Raw genomic sequence first — 20,849 nt, 5'->3', positions numbered from 1 at the left:
TCCCTTAAACCGGCATCTGCATGATGTCTTGATAGGCCTGAACCAGCTTGTTGCGAACCTGGGTCAACGCCTGAAATGACACACTGGCTTTCTGCGAAGAAATCATGACGTCTGTCAGATCAACGCCGCTCTTGCCGATCTCGAAGGCATTGGCCAACTGGCTGGAAGCCTGCTGGGTAGATGCAACCTTGTTGACCGCTTGGCCAAGCATGTCGGCAAAACTGCTGGCGCCCACTTCCTGGGGACCGGACACGGACTTGGGGGCAGCCATGGCATCCATCTGCATGGCCCGCATATCCAACATCAAGCGATTAAATTCAACACCTTGGCTCATGGACATTTTCTCTCGTAAGGCCCGCAAATTTTTGACACTGATTCAGCGGATAGTGAAGACATAGCAACAAGGGTGCCAAATAAGTAGCGGCAAAGTGCCACATACCCCACATTCCATGTTGCTCGACATATATTGCTAAAGGACTTCGCCAGGCTGTGATGCTTGCTCCACCTGCCCTACGCCACTTATACGGCCGTCATGTCGCACAGGATCACGGTCGCAAACACCGTTCATCACTCAAGTGGCAAACAGATAACCTTCTACATCCATACCGGCATCACGCATCTGGGCCAGCTTGTACCTCAAGGTCCGCGGACTGATACCCAAACGCTCGGCGGCCTCCTTGCGACGGCCACGCTCGGTGCGCAGCGTATCGATGATCATCTGAAACTCGCGACGCCTGAGATCGTCCTCCAATGCGCCAACTGTTTCTGCGGGCACGGCCATAGCTGCGCTCTCGCCCGCCAGACTCACAGGCGACGCCACTGCCGCAGGCGCCACCGCTATCGCAGCCAACGCGACGGGCCCCGCAAGACAGAAGTCCTCTGCCTGGATAACTCCACCCTGCTGCAGGATCAATGCGCGCTGCACGGCGTTATCCAGCTCGCGAACATTACCCGGCCATGCATAACTGACCAGACAGTCCTGAGCCTGCGCAGAGAGTCGAACCGGTGGATGTTTCATTTTATTGACGTGTTTGGTCAGCAGTCGCTCGGCCAGCGGCAGAATATCGGCAGTCCTTTGACGCAGCGCCTGCCACGCCAATGGAAATACCGAAAGACGATAAAACAGATCCTCACGGAACCTGCCAGCCGCTACCTCACCGGCCAGATCACGGTTGGTAGTAGCGAGTACACGGATATCCAGGGTGATCGGTTTACGCGCACCGACGCGTTCGACCTCTCGCTCCTGAAGCACACGCAACAGCTTGGCCTGCAGCCCCATCGGCATTTCAGAAATCTCGTCGAGCAGGATAGTGCCGCCATCTGCCTGTTCGAACTTGCCCGCCTGCGCCGCAATCGCGCCCGTAAATGAACCCTTTTCGTGCCCGAACAGCGTTGCCTCCAGCATGTTGTCTGGAATGGCGGCACAGTTGATGGCGATAAACGGCTTATCGGCACGCGGTGAATTTTGATGAATGAAACGCGCCAATACTTCCTTGCCAGTTCCTGACTCGCCGGAAATCAGTACGGTGGAGTCGCTTTTTGCAACGCGGCTGGCCAGGTTGAGCAACTGAATACTGGCGGGCTCGACCGCGATCGGCCCGTCCCCATCGGCAGGCCCGAGACGCCCCAGCGCATGCCGCGCCACAAGCGCCAGCAATGCCTTGGGCTCGAAGGGCTTGACCAGATAATCAGCGGCACCCTGACGCATGGCATCAACGGCGCGTTCGACAGCACCGTGCGCGGTCATCAAAAGCACCGGCAATTGCGGGTGCCGATTGCGCAAGGACGCCAGTAACTGGTGACCGTCCATGCCCGGCATGTTCACGTCGCTGACAACCAGACTGAAGGACTCTGCCTCAACTGCAATCAATGCCTCTTCCGCAGACCCGACCGCGTGATAGCCGTAGCCCCCCAATTCAAGGGTTTCACCCAGCGCTTCGCGCAACGCACGGTCATCTTCGACCAGTAACACTTTGATCGACATCAGCTGGCACTCACTGTGCTGGGAGCAGGAATCAACGGAAGGCTGACGATGGCGCATGTGCCGCGGCCTAACCGGGAACGATAGTGAAGGCTGCCCTGGTGTGCCCGCGAAACTGCGGTTACCACCCCAAGCCCAAGGCCGGTGCCAGTGGCCTTGGTCGTAAAGAACGGTTCACCAATGCGCGCCAATGCGGCCTGGTCCATGCCACTGCCGTTGTCACTGAAACACAGTCGCAGCGTATTGCCACGGCTGTAGGCATGGACCTTCAGGCGAGTATTCCCGGCGCTGGCCTGTACCGCGTTCTCGACCAGATTGAGCAGCGCGCCGACCAGCGTATCGCGGTTGCACAGCAATTCGCCGTCAACCCGATCACACTGCCAACGAACCGTCACACCCTCTACATGTGTGGACGCCGCATTTTGCAACGCCTGAAACAGATGACTCGGCGTCAAGCGGTCCGTCAGCGGCAGCTCGCCACGTGCGAACACCAACATGTCGCGCACCTGATGCTCAAGCTCGTGCAGACGCTCCTTGAGGCGACCGGCAAAACGCTGCTGGGTTTCGACAGGCAACGCCTGCTCCGTCAGATGACTGGCGTAAATCATGGCGGCAGACAGCGGCGTACGAATCTGATGCGCCAGCGAAGCGACCATACGGCCCAGCGAGGACAAGCGCTCGTGACGCGCCAACTGCTCCTGAAGACGGCGAGTTTCAGTCAAGTCATTAAGCAACACCAACTGCCCCGGCTCGGCATCCAGCGAACGCGTGGCGATGGAAAGACGGCGCCCGTCCTTCAAAGACACTTCATGACCATCGTCATCGCGGGGCGCGAAACACCGGCTGATCACATGGCGCCACAGCATGCCGATCAAGGGCTGACCCAACAGATCGATCGCCGCCGGGTTGGCCTCGCGAACCACGCCCATGCCATCGATGACAATAACGCCGCCGGGCAACAGATCCAGCAGGTTTTGCAGGCGGTTGGCCAAGCGCTCCTTTTCCGCCAGCTCCTGAAGGCGCTCCTCACCGGCCTGGGCCAGCTCGCCCTTGAGCTCGGTGACACGCGCTTCCAGCAATCCGTAGGAGTCCGACAGCTGCGCTGACATCTGACTGAACAGCGAGAACGCCTGCTCAAGCCCGTGACGACTTTCCAGCTCCGGCAGGGGTGGCATAGGAGGATTCAGGTCGGAGGTCATCTGGGCGGCGTTGGACATTGATCATCTCTCGCGTGGCGGACCGTCATTAAACGGTGTGTTGAGAGAGACATAGCAATCCTCGTGCCGAAAAAAAACCTCTGAAAATTCAGAGGTTTGATTTCTGGCCAATATGACAAGCGTCAATCATCCGCCTGTTCATCACCTTCACGGCGGCTCATACCGTATTTGCGCATCTTCTCGACCAGTGTCGTACGACGGATTCGCAAGCGTTCCGCAGCTCGAGCCACAATGCCATTTGCATCGTCCAGCGCCTGCTGAATCAGACCCTGCTCCAGACCACCCAGGTAGTCCTTCAAATCAAGGCCTTCAGGCGGCAACAAGGCACCGGAAGAAAAGCTTGGCGTGTGACTATTGATCGCTACGCGTTCTTCAATGTCGCTGCGCAAGCTGTCGACCATCTGTTCGTCTTCGTCGTCGACATAGCGAAACTTCTTGGGCAACTCTGCAACACCAATCACACCATACGGATGCATGATCGCCATTCGCTCGACCAGATTGGCCAGCTCACGCACATTACCCGGAAACGCATGGCGACACAGCGACATGATCGCTGCCGAGTTGAAACGAATAGAACCGCGCTTTTCATGTTCCATGCGCGAGATCAGTTCATTCATCAACAGCGGAATATCTTCAACCCGCTCGCGCAAGGGCGCCATTTCGATCGGGAACACATTCAGCCGGTAATAAAGATCTTCACGGAAGCTGCCAAGCTCGATCATATTTTCGAGATTTTTGTGGGTGGCCGCGATGATGCGCACATCAATGCTTTGGGTCTTGTTACTGCCAACGCGCTCGAACGTGCGCTCTTGCAGCACGCGCAGCAGCTTGACCTGCATCGGCAACGGCATATCGCCGATCTCGTCCAGGAACAGCGTACCGCCGTTGGCCAGCTCAAAACGGCCAGCGCGACTGGTAATTGCGCCCGTGAAGGCACCCTTCTCGTGACCGAACAGCTCGCTTTCCAGCAACTCTGCCGGGATAGCGCCACAGTTCACAGGCACAAAAGGCGCGTCACGGCGCTTGGAATGGTAATGCAGGTTACGCGCGACCACTTCCTTGCCAGTTCCCGACTCACCCAGGATCAAGACGCTGGCGTCGGTATCGGCAACCTGCTGCATCATCTGACGCACGTGCTGAATGGCGCGGCTGGTGCCTACCAGGCTGCGGAACAGGTTGGGTTCGCGGTGGCGACCACGCTCGCGGGCCTGATCGTACATTTCACGATAGACCTGGGCACGGTGCAGGGAATCCAGCAGCTTGCTGTAGCTGGGCGGCATTTCCAGCGCAGACAACACACGCCTGCGCAGGTCTTCAGGCAGATCGACCGAAGAATTTTCGCCCATCAGCAAAACAGGAAGGAACTCATCCCATGCTGCGACTGTCTTAAGAAGCCCTTGCAAGGTCCCAGGAGCGCTGACGCTGCCAACGAGCACGCACAGTACTTCACGGGTGGATGTCAGGGATCCGACGACTTGTTGCCAGTCCTGACTGGAGCAGGAAAGATTTTCTTCGCCCAGAAAATTCAGGATGACCGCCAGATCCCGGCGGCGCTGGCTATCGTCATCGATTAGCAGAATCTTGATTTCACGCCACATGCAATAGCAACTTCCCTAGTCAACTCAATGCCCATGATTGGGGGGGCAGCTTGGCATCTCAGCCGTTACAGATGATGAGACGTCAGAAAATAGTAAACATCACTAGTTAAGTCAAAAATTCGGACACAGTCAAATTTATGGCGAACTTCTTGTCGAATAAAAAAAACGACAATTAATAGCTAGCCGAACAGATGGTATACCTTCGTTGCGTTTTTGGCATTCTGGATTTGTGCCATTTCATCGACGATTGCTTGACGCTCGTCAGTTGCAACGTCAATCAACTGCCTGTAGACCCCTAAAAGCTCTTCCAGATTGCTGCGCAGTGCAGGCTCGTCCGCGGGCGCTTCGCTGACAACAGCGTCCATGCACTCCCTGCATGCCAGATCAAGCTTGACGATTGCCGCCCAATCACGCTCGGCCAAGGCCCCTACCAAAGCTTCGCGGGTTTCTTCGATACGCTTGAGTGCAGCACTCATGTGAACCTCCTTAACGCAGTGACTTCTTAACGGCCCAGGGCAACTGGATTATCGCTGGCTTGCCCAATATGAGCGATCGCGTCCCAGCCTTCCTTGACGGTGCAGAGAAGACCGCTCACTTCGTCGAGAATCTTCGAGTCGCTTTTGATGTTCGCCTCAGCGAGACGCTGCATCATATAGACGTAGAGACTGTCTACGCGAGATACCGTGTCAGACGAGTTCTCCATATCAAGGCCTTCACGAAGCCCGCCAATGATGTCGACAGCCTTGCCGATAAAGACACCCTTGCCAGGAATGTCCTTGCGCCCAATGGCCCCTTTGGCCTGAGCAATTCGATCCAGGCCGGCCTCCATCAGCATCTGCACCAAACGATGCGGATTAGCCTCGGATGCCTGAGCATGGACGTTCACTTTCTGATACTGCCGCAGGGCTAACATCGGGTTCATGGTGTACCTCGTCAAATCTTGAAGAGCTTGTCTATCCAGCTTATCGACGGTTTGCCAGATAACTTTAGACCGGAAGACAAAAACCCGGCACGCGGTTAAGCGCTGCCGGGTTTTTTTGTCCGAATCAATATCAGGATTTGGACTGTTGTGCGCTCAACGTATCGAAAAATGAAACGATACTCGTTTGCGTGGCCTTCATCTTGCCCACGAGTAGATCCATCGCATTGTATTTTTTGCTCAAGCTCGCAGTCAGGTTTTCAATACGTATATCAAGGGCTTCCTGCTGATCAAGCAGTTCGTTCTTGGTTTTGTTCAACTGCGTGCTTCGCAGGTCGAGAAGACCGCCGGTTTTAATGTAGGGGTCCAGCGACTTGCTCATGCGACTCAACAGGCCGTTATTGCTGTCGGTGCCTGAGAAAAGCTGCTGTATGTCACCGCCCAGCCCCTTGTCCTGCATCGCCGCTGTGAACTTGGTCTGATCAAACGCAAGCGTGCCGTCGGTTTGCGCGGTCTGGATACCCAATTGAGCAAGTGTGGACAATTTGCCGCCCGGCCCAGGCGTGGTCAGAACCGAACGCATCGATGCCAGCAGATCTCTTGGCAAAGAGTCCCCAGTCATAGGCGCCGAGACCGTCAGATCACCGTTGGAGTCCGCAGTAGCCTTGGACAACGAGGTGATGGTCTTCACCACGGTGTTGTAAGCATCCACGAACGCCTGCAGCGAGCTTTTCAACCCATCCGAATTGCTGGCCACAGATACCGTCGAGGAGCCCTTTGCAACCGCCGTAAAGCTCAAGCCGGACACGGCAGTATCGTACGTATTGGTAGCGCTTTTGATCGAAAGGCCAGAAACAGTTATCTCGCCATCAACCGGCGCATCCCCGATTCTCCCGGCGCTTGCGGGCGACGTCGGGTCCAATGTACCCGTACCAATCGTCAACCCCGAGATGCTGCTGGTGGTCTTGATGTCTGAACCTGCACCCGTTTTATTGGACGTGAATATCAGACGAGATCCATTACTGTCAGTCACGATGTTGGCGCTGACACCACTTTGCGTCGTCTTGGTATTGATCAGGTCTCGAACCGATTGCAGCGTGGAGTTGGCAGGGATATCAAATGACGTATCAGTGGTATTTTGAGTGATGGTCAGGGTACCACTCGGAATAGCACTGGCAGCCGTCGCATCAAAAGAGGCTGACGCTACGGTTGAACTGCTGGCCAGGGTTTTCACCTCGACACCGTAATTACCCGCAACGGCAGTGTTGCTGGACTTCACGCTCAGGAAGTTGGGGGCGGATGAGGTTGCCGAATAGCCATTGAAAGCAGGCGTATCGCTCTTGCCAAGGTTGGTCAGCGCAGTCTGGAATGCATCCAGCGCAGAGTTCAGAGTACTGACACCCGACAACTTGGTGGTGGTCAACTTTGTCTGAGTGTCGATCTGGGTTTGCTTGGCAGCTTTGTCAGATTTGACCAACACTGTAACAATGTCGGTAATTTTAAGGCCCGAGCCAAGGCCTGTAGATGTGGTAATTGGGCTTGCCATGACGTGTCTCCTTCAGTTTCATCCGACCCTGTGGAACAGATCAAGACGAGAAAAAACCGGTTGCAGCACCAGTATCAGACCCGCGTATCAAACAACAGGCTATGAGCATTATGAAGACTGTCCGCAATTTTCAGCGCTTCAGCTGAGGGTAATTGCCTTACGACCTCACCGGTATCGCCTGCTATCACTTTGACGACAATCTCACCAGACGCTTCATCGATGGAAAATTCAAGATTGCGCTTGACGGACTGCACAAAACTTTCAATTTCCTTGACCGCCGCTTTCAGCCTTTCGGATTTCTCCGCCTCGGAAACCTTGATAGCTTCCTTGTTCTCAGACGAACCTGAAACAATAACGGATGTGGATTTTGTCACTGCCGAAACCTGAGAAACCTCTGTAGGCTTGTCTGTCACAGGTGTCATCGGCTTGATGGCCGGGTAAGACAGGTTCAATTTAACAGTCATGTCCATGTCAAACACCTACTCTAAGTAAAAAAACGGGAGAGCGTGACAAGCACACCCCCCCGTCAAAACTTATTCAGCTATTACTGAAGCAGTTTCAGTACAGCGGAAGGCAGCTGGTTGGCCTGAGCCAGAACAGCCTGGGAAGCCTGCTGCAGAGTTTGTTGCTTGGTCAGGTTAGCTGTTTCTTCAGCGAAGTCAGTATCCTGTACGCGACCCAGTGCAGCGGTGGCGTTTTCGTTGATGTTCTGCAGGTTGGAGATGGTGCTGGTCAGACGGTTTTGCGAAGCACCAAGGTTTGCACGAGTTTCGTTGATGGACTGAAGAGCCGCATCGATTGCGCTGATTGCCTTGTCGATTGCCGAAGCAGCCGCGTCAGAGCTGGCGCCTGTCAGAGCCAAAGTACCGCTGTCCACAGACATCGAAACTGCACCGAACTTGGCGCTCAACGACAATGTAATGTGGTTGGCGTCGCCAGTGTTGGAACCCACTTGCAGGGTCATGACGCCAGCGCTGCCGTCGAGCAGTTTCTTGCCGTTCAGGTTGGTGCTGTCAGCGATACGAGTCAGTTCGTCGGACAACTGAGCAAATTCGGCGTTGGTCGCTTTCTGCTCGGAGCTACCGTTGGAACCGTTACGTGCCTGGATGGCCAGTTCACGCATACGCTGCAGGAGGTTGGTGGATTCCTGAAGTGCGCCTTCAGCGGTTTGCGCCATCGAGATGCCGTCGTTGGCGTTCTTGATTGCTACGTTCTGGCCACGAACCTGGCTGGTGATACGAGTAGCGATCTGCAGGCCAGCCGCGTCATCTTTGGCGCTGTTGATTTTCAGGCCAGAAGACAGGCGGGTCATCGAAGTAGAGAGAGCGTCAGATGCGCGACCCAGGTTCTTCTGAACGGCAAGGGAGGCAACGTTGGTGTTTACGCTTAAAGCCATGATGAATTCCTCATTGGTTGGGTGCTGCGGCTTCCGGCCCTGGCGACAGCCGGGTTGGCACAGAGAACCTTCGTAATAGTTATCGTCGACATCCCTGTTTGCTTTAGCCCTATTTGGAAAAAAAGTGCCTTCAATCTGCCACTCTTTTCAAAACAATAGCTTAGGGCCATCAAACGGCAACGATTCACACCACCCTCCAACCTCACAAGACGAAGTCAAATGTGTGACAACGCTTCTGTCTATAGGCAAATCATTCAGCGTTCAACAACTCCACCAATTCGTGATCCATGTAATCGGCCAGGCCCAGCCAGTCCTGAGCCTGCTGACAATCGTGCATCCTGGACAACACAGCGACCCACTGGTGTCTGATTATCGCTGGACGGGAATCGAGAAGAACGCTGGCCTGCTCGCAGACATCAAGCATATCAAGACCAGCCTCTATGCTGCGCCCAAGACGGAGCAGCGTTGCGCACTCGATGCAGGCACTCACACATTGCTCGCGCTCATTCATGAGACAAACTCATCATTGAAGACCGTCCCGGCTATCATCGCCCCCGAGCGGCTGCTATTGAGGAACTGCACTTCAGGATGAGCCTCAATGTAGCGCTCCAACTCACCCAAGTAGCGGCGGAAGTTCAACTGCGTCTTGATGCGTTGCCCATGGCCGTCCAGCACCCATTGCCTGGACTGGTCGGCTGGGGCTCCTAACATGCCATCATCCCACCCGGCATGCGTCCTGTTCATTGGATAAGCGAAGTCGGCACCGAGCAGCGTTATTTCTCGCGCTCCCATCTGCACCGCAAGATCCACTGCCGGATGAATAACGCTCCCTCCACCAGACAATTCGCCTCTCGCGAACTGCTTTCGCAGCGGCGCATGGAGCGGGCCGGTCGAGTAGGCAACATAGCGCTCACCCTCCCAGGCGCTGATCACTGCAGGATCGCTCAACGGCTTATAGACAAGAATCACATCTGCCGAACCCGCTGGCGGCAGGTGCAGCGCGCTGATATTTCGATCGATGGTGACGACGATATCCGGCAGGATGCCTTTGGCCAACAAAGGCCTGTAGGCAGTATCCACACATATAAACAAAGGCCGCAGCGCTCGGGATCGAATGCCCAGAAGCCTGTCGAAATGTTGCTCAAGGGTAGGCCCGGTACCAATTACATAAATATCCCTGCCAGGCTGAGTGCCAAACAGCTGCGCTACATCATTGTCGGACCCGACCAGCTCAAGGTTGGCTTGCAAGCGCTCCAGGATATGGGGCGAGGCGGGATCAAACTCACGGTTATTGAAATGCAGATGCACCTCGCTGACCAGACGATCTCTAACCCGCGCATTGCGCTCGTCCGCCAGCTCCAGCTCCGCAGGCAGTGCGAAGAATGGCAACTGTATGTCACGATGATCGCAGGCGTACGTCAGCTCGACACGAGGGTCCGATAGCCAGGACGTCTGATCGGTGAGCTTGAGCACCAGAAGAAACAGTGCACCATTAAGGATATGCACGTGCAGCTGACAGAGCCCAGAGCGCAGCAACAGGACTTGCTGCAAATCGCCCAGACCCGTGCCGTAGACATGAATCACCGCATTCGAAGTCGGCAAGCTTGCCGCCTGCAGACGCGCCTCGCCCATCCGGTCGTGGCGGCTGGTGAGCTGAACGCCGTCGATTCCCAGGGTCGACTCCTGACCTTCAACCAGCTCGACCGGCAACGCTTCATGGCTTTCGTCCAGCAACCTTGCCAGCACATTCGGCCAACGAATGCCGAGTACGTCAGCGTTCAGCTGAAAAATGTCATTCATAAAGCATCACTCGGACTGGGTCAAAAATAACGCTCACGACTGACTCACCGTGAACACTATTAATGACCCGCTTGATCAGGGTCTGTAAATGATAGCCGAGCCCCATGACAGGCCCACGCCGAAACCGCTCAGTGCGACACGTTTCCATTTGGCGTTCAGCACATGCTTTTCCAGCAATAACGGAATACTGGATGAGATGGTATTACCTGTTTCAAGCATATCTTTAACGAACTTGTCAGGGTCGCCTTCGAACCTTCGGGCGACGGCATCAACAATCGCCGCGCTGCCCTGATGAATGCAGAACGCATCGATGTCATCCTGGGTCAGCCCGGATTCGCTCAGCAATTCATGCAGGTGCGCAGGGACCTTTAGCAATGCAAAATTGAACACCTGACGGCCGTTCATGTAAAAAACGCCATTGCTGACTTTCAAGTGGGGCGCGCCGGAGCCATCCGTACCAAACTTTGCCTTGCCCAACATCCAGGGAGCGTCTTCACCCATCCACGTCGCAGTGGCGGCATCACCGAACAGCATCGTTGTATTCCGGTCCTGCGGGTCAACAATTTTGGAATACGGGTCAGCGGTTACCAACAGTCCGTTTTTCAAACCCGTCGCTTCCATGAACCCCTTGAGCGCGTAAATCCCGTAAACGTAGCCGGAGCAACCCAGAGAAATATCGAACGCAGCAACATGTGTAGGCAAGCCCAGCTTGTCCTGAACAATGGCGGCCGTATGAGGCAGACCTTCTTCATCACCGTTTTGCGTGACAACAATCAACGCATCAATCGATTCACGCTTGAGATGCGGATTATTGGCGAACAACACGTTGACGGCCTCGACACACAAGTCAGAGGTCTCTTGCGTATCGTCCTTGCGCGGCAGAAAAGCAGAGCCGATCTTGCCGAGAATGAACTCATCATCCTTGCCGAATGCTGCGCCTTGCGCGTAATTGTCAACGCCAGCTGCAGGCACATAACTCGCTATGCTTTTTATGCCAATCATCATGGCTTCCCAATGTAAATAGCTGAATGTCACCGCTCGCCCAGCGGCGCGGCATTGAAAACCAGACAGCTTTCTGGCTTTTAAAAGGCTGCGCAGATGCTCCACCCATCACGGACTACTCTAAAATCAGCCCGTGTCGCTGTCACCCGCACACACGATATAGTGAAGATGCACTCGATGACTGATAGGTCACTAAGTTTTATACGCTTTTAGCGCTTGGCATGACACCGTGCAGAGCCGCAATACGGCTCGAAGGCGTGAAGAATCATTCTCACGCGCATGACGGCTGTAGCGCTGCAGCTGTACTGCGTGAGAGTGACAACCCATTCACTAGATGACCATTTCCCAGGCCAACGCCGTGCCTCTGGACAAGGCATGTCGGGCTTTGCGCCCGAAGACAGCCTCTATGTATTTGGGAGGCAGGCCCCAGCCAGGGCGAATAGCTCTTACATTATCTTTGCTGAATGCCTCACCGGCGACCATGTCGCGTACGACATACAATGACCGACGGTACTGCAACGAGCTGAGCTCAGCCTGTGTAGGCCCATACTTGACCTGACCAAGCCCTTGCCAGGCACGCTCAGTTTCGATAACCAGACTGGCCATTTCGTGTGGTTCCAGCGAGAAGCTCGCATCGACGCCGCCAGCACTTCGGTCAAGCGTAAAGTGTTTCTCGATCACGCAGGCACCCATGGCTACTGCCGCGATTGAAACGCCTACTCCCATGGTGTGATCAGACAAACCGACTTCACAGCCGAACAGTTGTTTCAAGTGCGGGATGGTTCGCACGTTACTGTTCTGCGCAGTAGCCGGGTAGGTACTTGTGCACTTGAGCAATACCAGGTCCTTGCAGCCTGCGGCCCGTGCAGCGCGTACCGTTTCGTCAAGTTCCGCAATGCTTGCCATACCGGTAGATATGATCATGGGTTTGCCGGTAGCCGCCACGCGCCGAATGAGCGGGAGATCGGTATTTTCGAAACTGGCGATCTTGTAGGCAGGCACCTGGAGGCTTTCCAGAAACTCTACTGCGCTTTCATCGAATGGAGTGGAAAACACCTCCATTCCCAACGCTCTGGCACGCTCGAAGATGGGCTCATGCCATGCCCACGGCGTGTGCGCCTTTTCATACAGATCGTGCAAGGACGAGCCCACCCAAAGGCTTTTCGGGTCTTTGATAAGGAACTCACCTTCAGAGAGATCCAGCGTCATGGTGTCTGCAGTGTACGTCTGCAACTTCAGCGCATGAGCGCCCGCTCTGGCAGCGGCATCCACGATAAGCAGCGCCTGCTCCAGCGACTGGTTATGATTGCCACTCATCTCTGCAATTACGAAGGGAGGCGCATCAGTGCCAATTCTACGGCAGCCAATCTGGAAACTAGTCATCATTGAGCACTCGTTGAAAATGGCAATCCGCCTGGGAGTATCCGGATTTTTGAAATAGGGCAAGTGACGCTGCATTATCAGCCAGAACACGAGCATGGATCAGCCGGACGTCTGGCCAGTGTCTCCTGAGGAATTGCTCACCGCATCGCAACAACGCCTTTCCATAGCCAAGACCGACCCGCCCCTCAAAAAGATAGATCGAGAGTTCAACACCTTCACCCTCACGGTCATAGCGCACGACGCCGACCGGACCATCAAACGCCTCGCCAATCAGTAATAAGGACTCAGTGTCCAGCAGGCGTTTGGTCAACCAACGTTGATGGCTCTCACGATTGACGGGGGAACGATCAAACGAAAAGCGACGAACACTTTCAGCGTTGCGTCCCGCCAGCAGCAACTCACTGTCTTCGATAGTTGCCGAACGCAACGTCATTACCGTGTCCGATAGAGCGATACAAACCCGTTGCACGCCGAACCCGTCAACCAATTGTCGAGAGCGGTAGGCAAAACTTTTTTGCAATCCCGCATTGCCTGCCAGCAGGCCGATGGCGTTTTGCAGCGTTTCGAGCGTCAGATCCTGACTGGGTCCCAAGTAAAGGTGGCAACCCGACTCGGCCAGCAGTTGGGCACTTGACTGCTGGTTGGCGGCGACGGCAACGCAAATTGTGGGCAATCCAAATGCAGCACGCTCCCATGCAGTGCCACCGCCAGCACCAATGAAAAGATCTGCGCCAGCCATCAGCGCAGCAAAATCAGCAGAGCGTTCGTGCAAGTGCCAATCAGGATATTCGACGACCAATGCCTGCATCGCATCCCACGCTGGATTTGCGCTACCTGCGACAAAATCGACGGCCAACCCTGGAAACATCTTCAGGGCTTTCATGGCTTGATACGTCTGTGACGCAGCGTCAAAACCGCCGAAATTGACAAGCACACGCCGGACATCGCCGCGAGCACGTACCGGCGGCCCCTGGAATGCTTCGCGCAATAATGCAAAGCGTGGTCCGAACAGACACTTGCAGGGCGAGTGGAGCCATGGGGCATAAGCCTCTGGCGACGCGGAAATATTTTGATCCAGCAACAGGTCGACCCTGTGGCTCCGATTGGCAAGATCATCAATCGCCATAATCTTCGGAGCGAATGCTCGCGCAGCATTCTCCCACTCTCCGTCCAGCCCATAATGGTCGACAATCAGCCAGTCCAGCGCATGTTGCGCCATCAACGCCTTGCTCATGGCCTGGATATCGGCTTTCCAGGGCAGCAACGTCTCGGTGCCCGCCTCACTCCCCTCCCCTGAGTAGTGGCCAGGCAAGCCAAGTGTTGTAAAGCCGGCCTGACGGAGAAAATCGATCAAGTTGCCCGGTAAGCGTCGACAGACGAATACAACCTCATTACCTTGCTTGCGAAGCGCTTCAGCGAGCGTAAGGCAGCGCATGACATGCCCGGTGCCGATTGTCAGCGAGGCGTCCGCCCTTATAACCACTCTCACTATGCCAACTCTCCGCCCGCCTTCAAGGCGGCGTACATGTATTCGGCACGCAGCCAGTCCTGCTCGGTATCAATGTCCTGCACGAGGTACCGAGGCAAAATCACCGGCAAGCTCACGTCCGAAAAAATAACGTCACTGCGCAGCCATGCATTACAGCGGCCCCAGTAGAACTGGCCCGCGTCCTGATAAGCGATCATCAAGTCCTGAGAGCGGCTGTCACGATATTGCGGGTACATCGCCTGTAACGCTCCGACCTCGTCAATGTACAACGCCCGCTGCACTGGAAAACCGTAATCACAAACTGAAAAGGCATACGATTTATCGGCGGCAGCTCGCAGCAGTTCAAGGCCCTGCTGCAGATAACGTATCTGCAGCAGCGGAGCAGTTGCGTAGATGCAGCAGGCAAAATCAGCCCTCTCTCCTGCATCATGCAGAGCACTTACAGCATGCTTGATGACAGCAGCGGTACCCGTATAGGCATCCGCGAGTTCGACAGGACGCATGAAAGGGACTTCAGCACCATGAGCCCTTGCGACGTCGGCAATCTGCTCACTATCAGTACTGACAACGACCCTTTCGAAAACACCACTCGCCAGTGCAGCGCGTATCGACCACACGATCATAGGCTCGCCGTTGAACAGCTTCAGGTTCTTGCCCGGAATACGCTGGCTACCGCCACGGGCCGGTATGATCGCAACGGCACTCATGCACGCTTTTCCAAAAGAAACCAGGTGATGTCATCTGCCGGAAATTGCGGGTCACGATGATAGACGAAGCCATAGTCCACCAACTGTAGATCAGCGTAACGATCCAGCAACTCACCGGCAAAATCACGTTTGAACAGCTTTTCGCTGTTACCCCGATATGAAACCTCCACCGGTGAGGGGTTGTAATATTCTGCGATCAGAATGTAACGGCCACTCAAGTCATACAACTGTGCATAAGCTGTCGGCAGCAGCTCAGGCGCAAGATGGATGAGTACACCCTTCACCAAGGTCAGATCGAACGTGCGCTGCGGAGCATAATCAAACAGCGAGCCCTTCCAGATCGTCGCAATATCCAATGCCTGGGCCTGCGCGTGAGCTTTGTCATTGATCTCTACGCCATAAAGCGAACAGGCAGGCAACAAGTCATGCAGTGCTGCCAGGTTGTTGCCTATATTGGTGCCCAGCTCAAGCACACTGCCGAGCCGTCGGGTACGGCACAGCGCCTTGGTGAACAAGGCCTTGCTGCTGGCTACCAATGCAGCCCCCTGACAACGATCAACATAATCGTTACCAAAATCACCACACCAGAACTGCTCCTGCTCCGTCAGATCACGCATATCAATTCTCTTTATTGGTTCTCTGGAAATACAGCATCAACGAACAGGATGATCGAGAAGGCGCCGCATCTGCTTGATAACGTGATCCTGCTGCATGTCGCTCATGGCTGGAAAAACCGGCAGACTGATTGCCTGACGATAGTAGTGCTCGGCTTCGGGAAAGTCGCCGGGCTGGAAACCCAGCGCCCGGTAATACGGCTGCAAGTGCACGGGAATGTAATGCAGATTTACGCCAATGCCTGCTTCGCGCAACGCTTCGAAAATCTCGCGATGACTCGATTTCAGGTGCTCTGTCTGCAATCGAACCACATACAGATGCCAGGCCGATCGAGCATCCGGCTGGGCACGAGGCAACGTCAGTGGCAGTCCGGCCAAAGCCTGCTGATAACGGGCGACTATGGCACGGCGGCGCTCAAGGAAAACGTCCAGCTTGCTCAGCTGTGACAAGCCCAGCGCGGCCTGAATATCAGTCATGCGATAGTTGAAGCCCAACTCGATCTGCTGGTAATACCAAGGGCCGTGGCTGCTTTCATCCATATACTGAGGATCACGCGTCATTCCATGACTGCGCAGGCGACGAAGGCGCTCGGCCAGCTCAGGTCGGTTGGTCATGACCATACCGCCTTCGCCGCTGGTGATTATCTTGACCGGGTGAAAGCTGAACACCGTCATGGCGCAAAATTCGCCACAACCTACAGGGCGTTCTGCATACGAAGCGCCGACTGCATGTGAAGCGTCTTCGATAACCGTAAAACCAAAACGCTCGGCAAGCACAGCAATGGCTCGCATATCACAGCTTTGACCGGAGAATGCGACAGCAACAAGCACTTTGGGCAGCGTCCCGTCACGCTCGGCCGCCTCCAGTTTGCGCGCCAACGCCCGCGCATCAAGATTCCAGGTCAATGGGTCAATGTCGACGAAGTCGACTTGTGCACCACAGTAACGCCCACAGTTGGCGGACGCCAAAAAGGTAATGGGCGTGGTCCAGAGCCGGTCACCAGGACCCAGACCAGCAGCCAGGCAGGCTACGTGCAACGCTGCAGTGGCATTACAGACCGCCACGCCGAATTCCGCCTGGCAACGCTCAGCCATCGCGACTTCAAAATGCTCCAGGACCGGCCCTTGGGTCAGCCAGTCTGAACCGAGGACCTGAATGACCGCCTCGATATCAGCCTGGTCGAGGCTCTGGCGACCGTAAGGGATCATTGCTTCATATCGGCGTGCAACTGGATGATCTCCCCTGGCGTCAGGAAGTGCGGGTTGATATCCGAACGATACTCGAACGTGTCATCGACCTGTCTGCCCTGCTCACCGCAGCTGTCCAGGCTGAAATCCGCATCGACATTATTGAAGCGGATCGAAGGCACGATGGTGTAGTGGTCGGTAAACTCCAACGTCATGCGCGCATCATCCAGTGGCACCATCAACTCATGCAGTTTTTCGCCCGGGCGTATCCCTACCAGCTTGTGAGGCAGGTCGGCCGCCATGGCCTTGGCCAGATCGACGATACGGATAGACGGAATCTTGGGCACGAATACTTCTCCACCGTGCATGCGAGCAAAGCTCTGGATCACGAAATCGACCCCTTGATCCAGCGTGATCCAGAACCGGGTCATGCGCGGATCGGTGATCGGCAGCTCGCTGGCGCCGCCAGCAATAAGCTTTTTGAAGAACGGCACTATAGAGCCACGTGAGCCTGCAACGTTGCCATACCGCACAACAGCGAACCGGGTCGCCTGATCGCCAGCAATGTTGTTTGCCGCGACGAACAACTTGTCCGAAAGCAGTTTGGTTGCCCCGTACAGATTGATCGGACTGGCCGCCTTGTCAGTGGACAAGGCGATGACACGCTGCACACCATTCGCAATCGCGGCTGCAATGATATTTTCGGCGCCATGGACGTTGGTACGGATGAACTCCGTCGGATTGTACTCAGCCGCCGGAACATGCTTGAGGGCCGCGGCATGCACGACATAGTCTATGCCGCGCATGCCTTGCAGCAGGCGATCGGCATCGCGTACGTCGCCCAGAAAGAAACGCATGCACGGTGCCGTGAACTCTTGCTGCATTTCATACTGCTTGAGCTCGTCGCGTGAGAACACCACTACTCGTCTTGGCTGATATCGCTCAAGCAAGGTACGAATGAACTGGCGGCCAAAAGAGCCGGTGCCACCGGAAATGAAAATGGATTTACCGTTGAACATAGCCAAAATCCTTGAGGGCTTAGTGGAGCAACTGTGCCCAGTTGACGCTGGACGTCTCTCCCAGCTTGAAGCCATCCCCAGTCAGCGACAGGTTCCTGTTGTAGGCCTGATCGTGCTCGAACTGCCCCGCCCACTTTTCCTGCAAAGCCGCCAGCGCATCCGCATCATCCGAGAGAACTCCGCAATGCTGAATCTGCGCCTGTGGTGTCCACACAGTCATGAAACCGCTCTGGCCGATTTTCAAACACAGATCGATATCGCTGAATGCGTGCGCAAGGCGCCCTTCATCAAATCCGTCGACAGACTCGAACAGTTCTTTGCGTACCATCAGACAGCTTGCAGAAACAGCCGAATAATTTTGCGCGATCTGCAGCCGGTACATGTAACCCGGGAGTTCTGAAGGGACACCCACGAACGCCGAACCCACTCTACCGTTCAAACCAAGGATCAAGCCTGCCTGGGTGATGACATTTTCCGAATCCGTGAGTCTCGCCCCGACCACACCAACCTCGGGACGCAACGCCTGATTAAGCAAGCTGCTTATCCAGTTGGGTGTGACCACTTTACTGTCTGTGGCAAGCCACAGCAGATATTCACCCTGGGCCTGGGCAGCCATTGCGTTGCGTGCCGCTGAAGGGGTCAGTCCTTCTGCAATTGCCACTACCCGTACCCGCCCACCTGACTGCTCTTGCTGGCCGATCCAGCCCAGCATTTGCGAAGTCATGCCCTGATGGGCAGCAATGAGCACCTCGAAGCGTAGATAACGGGTACGCTGAAGCACGCTGGCCAGACAGTCCTGCAAATGCTCAAGACCGGTGTCGCCATGCAGCATTACGCTGACCATCGGCCGTTCTGCATGCCGGTAATCAATCTGGTAGGTGCCCGCTGGTTCCGAGGCGATCTGCGCTTTGTAACCCAGACTGGCCAAATGTCGGCTCAACGCAAGACGCTCGTGGGTATTTCCAGCAGTCGGCGTGTCGCAAATCAGCAAAGGCTCGTCGAGATGCGCCAACCAGCCTGTGCCTCCCTGTTGAATGATCCGCAGCAGGAGATCGAATTCAAGCGCGTCGGTAAAGTCCGATGCATAGCCTCCAGCGTCGACCAGAACATCGCGTCGAATCAACCAATGTCGAGCCATTAAGGCCGGAACGCTTTGCAGCATGTCCAGATTGAAACCCGGACGGAAGATTTCGACCAGAGATCCACTTTCAAGACGATGAATCTCATCCGCATAAACAGCCCGACATTGCGGAGCGGCCATCAACTCAAGGCCGGCCTGCAACAACCCGGCAGGCGTAAACTCATCACCGACCTCTGCCAGCATCACCCAATCACTCGATAGCTGCCGGGTGATCTGGTTCAGCTTGTCGACATAGTTGTTCTTGCTGACTTTGACAAAATGCAGGGTATTTTCCAGCAAGGTTGCGGCTGGCGGCTCGCCGGTGGTGAAAACCACGATCTTGAAGCCTTTGTAGAGCCCTTCCACAAGGCTGTCGAGAGTGATCTGCACCTTACTGAAGCTGTCTTCAAGATCCAGCAGCAACAGACCAAATTGAGGCGCCTCCTCTTTTTCAAGGCGTTTGGCGATCAACTGCTGCTCATCGACAGTCGGGGTGCGGGCTGCCAGCCACTTCAGCACCGCGCCTGATCGCATGGTTCCGAGCGTCTGCAGGCTGTCATATTCGAAACAGGATTCCAGCCGGTGCGCCCAGGCTTTCATGTTCTGAGCATCCACCTCCTCTCCTGCGATCTGAAGCTGCTCAGCCAGTGCCTTGACTACCCGGCGGTTAAAGGCATTCAGTTGCATCGCATCCCACAGACGAGTGCTGAGCGTCTCGACATTGTCGTTGACGTGCGCAGCCATCAGTTGCTCCTGGCGGACCCAGACGCCCTCCAGCGCCATGAGTTGCATGCGCCCCGCAGGCATGGCATGGAGAAAAAATTCAATCTCGGTCAGCCGGTCAAAAAACGCCTGGTTGTAATAAGGCATTTCCATGTATTGCACAGGACCAAAGCGGCGCTCCGGCCCGTCTTCAGGAATGGTCCACGTGGAATCAAAGATCAACTCGGTAGCCAGCGACCGTCCATGAAGGAGACAGTCACCCATGGCGGTAAATCCCTTGATCACCACCTGACGTCGCTGCTCGACGCTGAGGTCTTGCATGCCCAGCGGCATGGCAGCGAGCACGTCGGCAAAAGCTTCACGCTCCTCAACCGATTTTTTATCCGTGAACAGTAGAGAGTGAGCGACTTCGGTCTTATGCTCGGAAGAGCCGACGTTGACCTCGCGGATGACATAGGGAATGGGCAGAACTCGCAGCTTGGCGGAGGCGGCCATGTAATAGGCATGGCCAATTTCCTGCCACTGGAACGACGTGTTCTCAGGCATCGCCTCGTACCAGTTCAATAGCAACGAAGTACGAGTCACCGCATAAAAGGGTGGCAGAAACTGACCCATGAATTCGACGACACGCTCTTCGGGGCTATCAGAGCTGTAGTCTTCCTGAACCTTCTTGTCCCGTCGGAAGTATTGCACCTTCTTGCCCATCGTCAGGTACATCAGACAATAACCGTGGCACATACCGTAGTCAGGGTTGGCGTCCAAAAATCCGACAGAGTCGAACAAAGCGTCATGCAGCAAAAAATCATCGTCCGCCGCAAACACCATATAAGGCGTGGTGACTTGTCGAACGCCGTAACGCAATTTCTCCTGGATACCCCAATAGCCATACTGAGGAAGGTGCTGATATTCCTGAAACGGCGATACACCTTCCAGGCCATCGGTGGCTTCACTGGAAGAATCCAGCACCAGTATTTTGCAAGGCAGCTGGCTGTAGAACCGTACCGCTCGGCGCAAAAATGCTGGCTTATTGTGACTGATCAGCACCACTGTCAGCAGTTCGTTCAGTGGTAGAACATTTTCGGAACCGTGCTTGCCTTGCATAACTACTTCCCCACACAACCTGTGAATTACAAAAAGCCTAACCGCC

19 protein-coding genes are annotated in these 20,849 nt (G+C 55.4%); all 19 read right to left on the bottom strand.

All coding sequences use genetic code 11. The features are described 5' to 3' along the window. Window positions 1-4: 4 nt before the first annotated feature. The gene (fliE, locus tag KDX37_RS05200) at window positions 5-334 is read right to left on the bottom strand and encodes a flagellar hook-basal body complex protein FliE (protein ID WP_231651618.1); all 330 of its coding nucleotides are present in this window, start codon (window positions 332-334) and stop codon (window positions 5-7) included. 237 nt (window positions 335-571) lie between these two features. Continuing rightward, the gene (locus tag KDX37_RS05195; protein ID WP_231651617.1) at window positions 572-1,984 is read right to left on the bottom strand and encodes a sigma-54-dependent transcriptional regulator; all 1,413 of its coding nucleotides are present in this window, start codon (window positions 1,982-1,984) and stop codon (window positions 572-574) included. Beyond that, entirely contained in the window at window positions 1,984-3,198 is a 1,215-nt protein-coding gene (locus KDX37_RS05190) for a sensor histidine kinase (protein ID WP_406641293.1), read from the bottom strand. Before KDX37_RS05190 ends, KDX37_RS05195 begins: the two co-directional genes overlap by 1 nt. Window positions 3,199-3,320: 122 nt before the next feature. Next, entirely contained in the window at window positions 3,321-4,796 is a 1,476-nt protein-coding gene (gene fleQ / locus KDX37_RS05185) for a transcriptional regulator FleQ (protein WP_231651616.1), read from the bottom strand. Window positions 4,797-4,975: 179 nt separating this feature from the next. Next, a complete protein-coding gene (locus tag KDX37_RS05180; protein WP_231651615.1) occupies window positions 4,976-5,272 on the bottom strand; it encodes a flagellar protein FliT in 297 nt (98 codons plus the stop codon). A gap of 26 nt (window positions 5,273-5,298) precedes the next feature. Continuing rightward, on the bottom strand, window positions 5,299-5,718 hold the full coding sequence (fliS, locus tag KDX37_RS05175; RefSeq protein WP_231651614.1) for a flagellar export chaperone FliS: 420 nt from the start codon (window positions 5,716-5,718) through the stop codon (window positions 5,299-5,301). Window positions 5,719-5,848: 130 nt separating this feature from the next. After that, on the bottom strand, window positions 5,849-7,261 hold the full coding sequence (gene fliD, locus KDX37_RS05170; RefSeq protein ID WP_231651613.1) for a flagellar filament capping protein FliD: 1,413 nt from the start codon (window positions 7,259-7,261) through the stop codon (window positions 5,849-5,851). A gap of 74 nt (window positions 7,262-7,335) precedes the next feature. After that, window positions 7,336-7,731, bottom strand: a complete 396-nt coding sequence (locus KDX37_RS05165; RefSeq protein WP_231651612.1) for a flagellar protein FlaG — start codon at window positions 7,729-7,731, stop codon at window positions 7,336-7,338. A 74-nt stretch (window positions 7,732-7,805) separates the two neighbouring features. After that, window positions 7,806-8,657 carry a flagellin domain-containing protein gene (locus KDX37_RS05160; RefSeq protein WP_231651611.1) on the bottom strand — a complete coding sequence of 284 codons (852 nt, stop codon included), beginning with the start codon at window positions 8,655-8,657 and terminating at the stop codon, window positions 7,806-7,808. A 250-nt stretch (window positions 8,658-8,907) separates the two neighbouring features. Continuing rightward, window positions 8,908-9,168 carry a hypothetical protein gene (locus tag KDX37_RS05155; protein ID WP_231651610.1) on the bottom strand — a complete coding sequence of 87 codons (261 nt, stop codon included), beginning with the start codon at window positions 9,166-9,168 and terminating at the stop codon, window positions 8,908-8,910. Continuing rightward, window positions 9,165-10,457 carry a motility associated factor glycosyltransferase family protein gene (locus KDX37_RS05150; RefSeq protein ID WP_231651609.1) on the bottom strand — a complete coding sequence of 431 codons (1,293 nt, stop codon included), beginning with the start codon at window positions 10,455-10,457 and terminating at the stop codon, window positions 9,165-9,167. Before KDX37_RS05150 ends, KDX37_RS05155 begins: the two co-directional genes overlap by 4 nt. Before the next feature lie 75 nt (window positions 10,458-10,532). After that, complete coding sequence (locus tag KDX37_RS05145; protein ID WP_231651608.1) at window positions 10,533-11,459, bottom strand: ketoacyl-ACP synthase III; 927 nt, start codon at window positions 11,457-11,459, stop codon at window positions 10,533-10,535. Between the two features lie 330 nt (window positions 11,460-11,789). Further along, a complete protein-coding gene (gene pseI / locus KDX37_RS05140; protein ID WP_231651807.1) occupies window positions 11,790-12,842 on the bottom strand; it encodes a pseudaminic acid synthase in 1,053 nt (350 codons plus the stop codon). Further along, complete coding sequence (gene pseG, locus KDX37_RS05135) at window positions 12,835-14,331, bottom strand: UDP-2,4-diacetamido-2,4,6-trideoxy-beta-L-altropyranose hydrolase (RefSeq protein WP_231651607.1); 1,497 nt, start codon at window positions 14,329-14,331, stop codon at window positions 12,835-12,837. Before pseG ends, pseI begins: the two co-directional genes overlap by 8 nt. Continuing rightward, the gene (pseF, locus tag KDX37_RS05130) at window positions 14,331-15,038 is read right to left on the bottom strand and encodes a pseudaminic acid cytidylyltransferase (protein WP_231651606.1); all 708 of its coding nucleotides are present in this window, start codon (window positions 15,036-15,038) and stop codon (window positions 14,331-14,333) included. The genes pseG and pseF overlap by 1 nt, the downstream gene beginning before the upstream one ends. Next, complete coding sequence (locus KDX37_RS05125; protein ID WP_231651605.1) at window positions 15,035-15,655, bottom strand: pseudaminic acid biosynthesis-associated methylase; 621 nt, start codon at window positions 15,653-15,655, stop codon at window positions 15,035-15,037. Before KDX37_RS05125 ends, pseF begins: the two co-directional genes overlap by 4 nt. Before the next feature lie 36 nt (window positions 15,656-15,691). Continuing rightward, window positions 15,692-16,861: a UDP-4-amino-4,6-dideoxy-N-acetyl-beta-L-altrosamine transaminase gene (gene pseC / locus KDX37_RS05120; RefSeq protein ID WP_231651604.1), complete on the bottom strand. Its 1,170-nt coding sequence runs from the start codon at window positions 16,859-16,861 to the stop codon at window positions 15,692-15,694. Next, complete coding sequence (pseB, locus tag KDX37_RS05115; protein WP_231651603.1) at window positions 16,858-17,859, bottom strand: UDP-N-acetylglucosamine 4,6-dehydratase (inverting); 1,002 nt, start codon at window positions 17,857-17,859, stop codon at window positions 16,858-16,860. Before pseB ends, pseC begins: the two co-directional genes overlap by 4 nt. 19 nt (window positions 17,860-17,878) lie before the next feature. Further along, window positions 17,879-20,803 carry a TIGR00180 family glycosyltransferase gene (locus KDX37_RS05110; RefSeq protein WP_231651602.1) on the bottom strand — a complete coding sequence of 975 codons (2,925 nt, stop codon included), beginning with the start codon at window positions 20,801-20,803 and terminating at the stop codon, window positions 17,879-17,881. Window positions 20,804-20,849 lie beyond the last annotated feature (46 nt).

The sequence above is a fragment of the Pseudomonas californiensis genome (assembly GCF_021147775.1).
GTDB lineage: Bacteria > Pseudomonadota > Gammaproteobacteria > Pseudomonadales > Pseudomonadaceae > Aquipseudomonas > Aquipseudomonas californiensis.
Note: the sequence above shows the minus strand (reverse complement) of the source record. Positions and strands in the feature narration are given on the sequence as shown.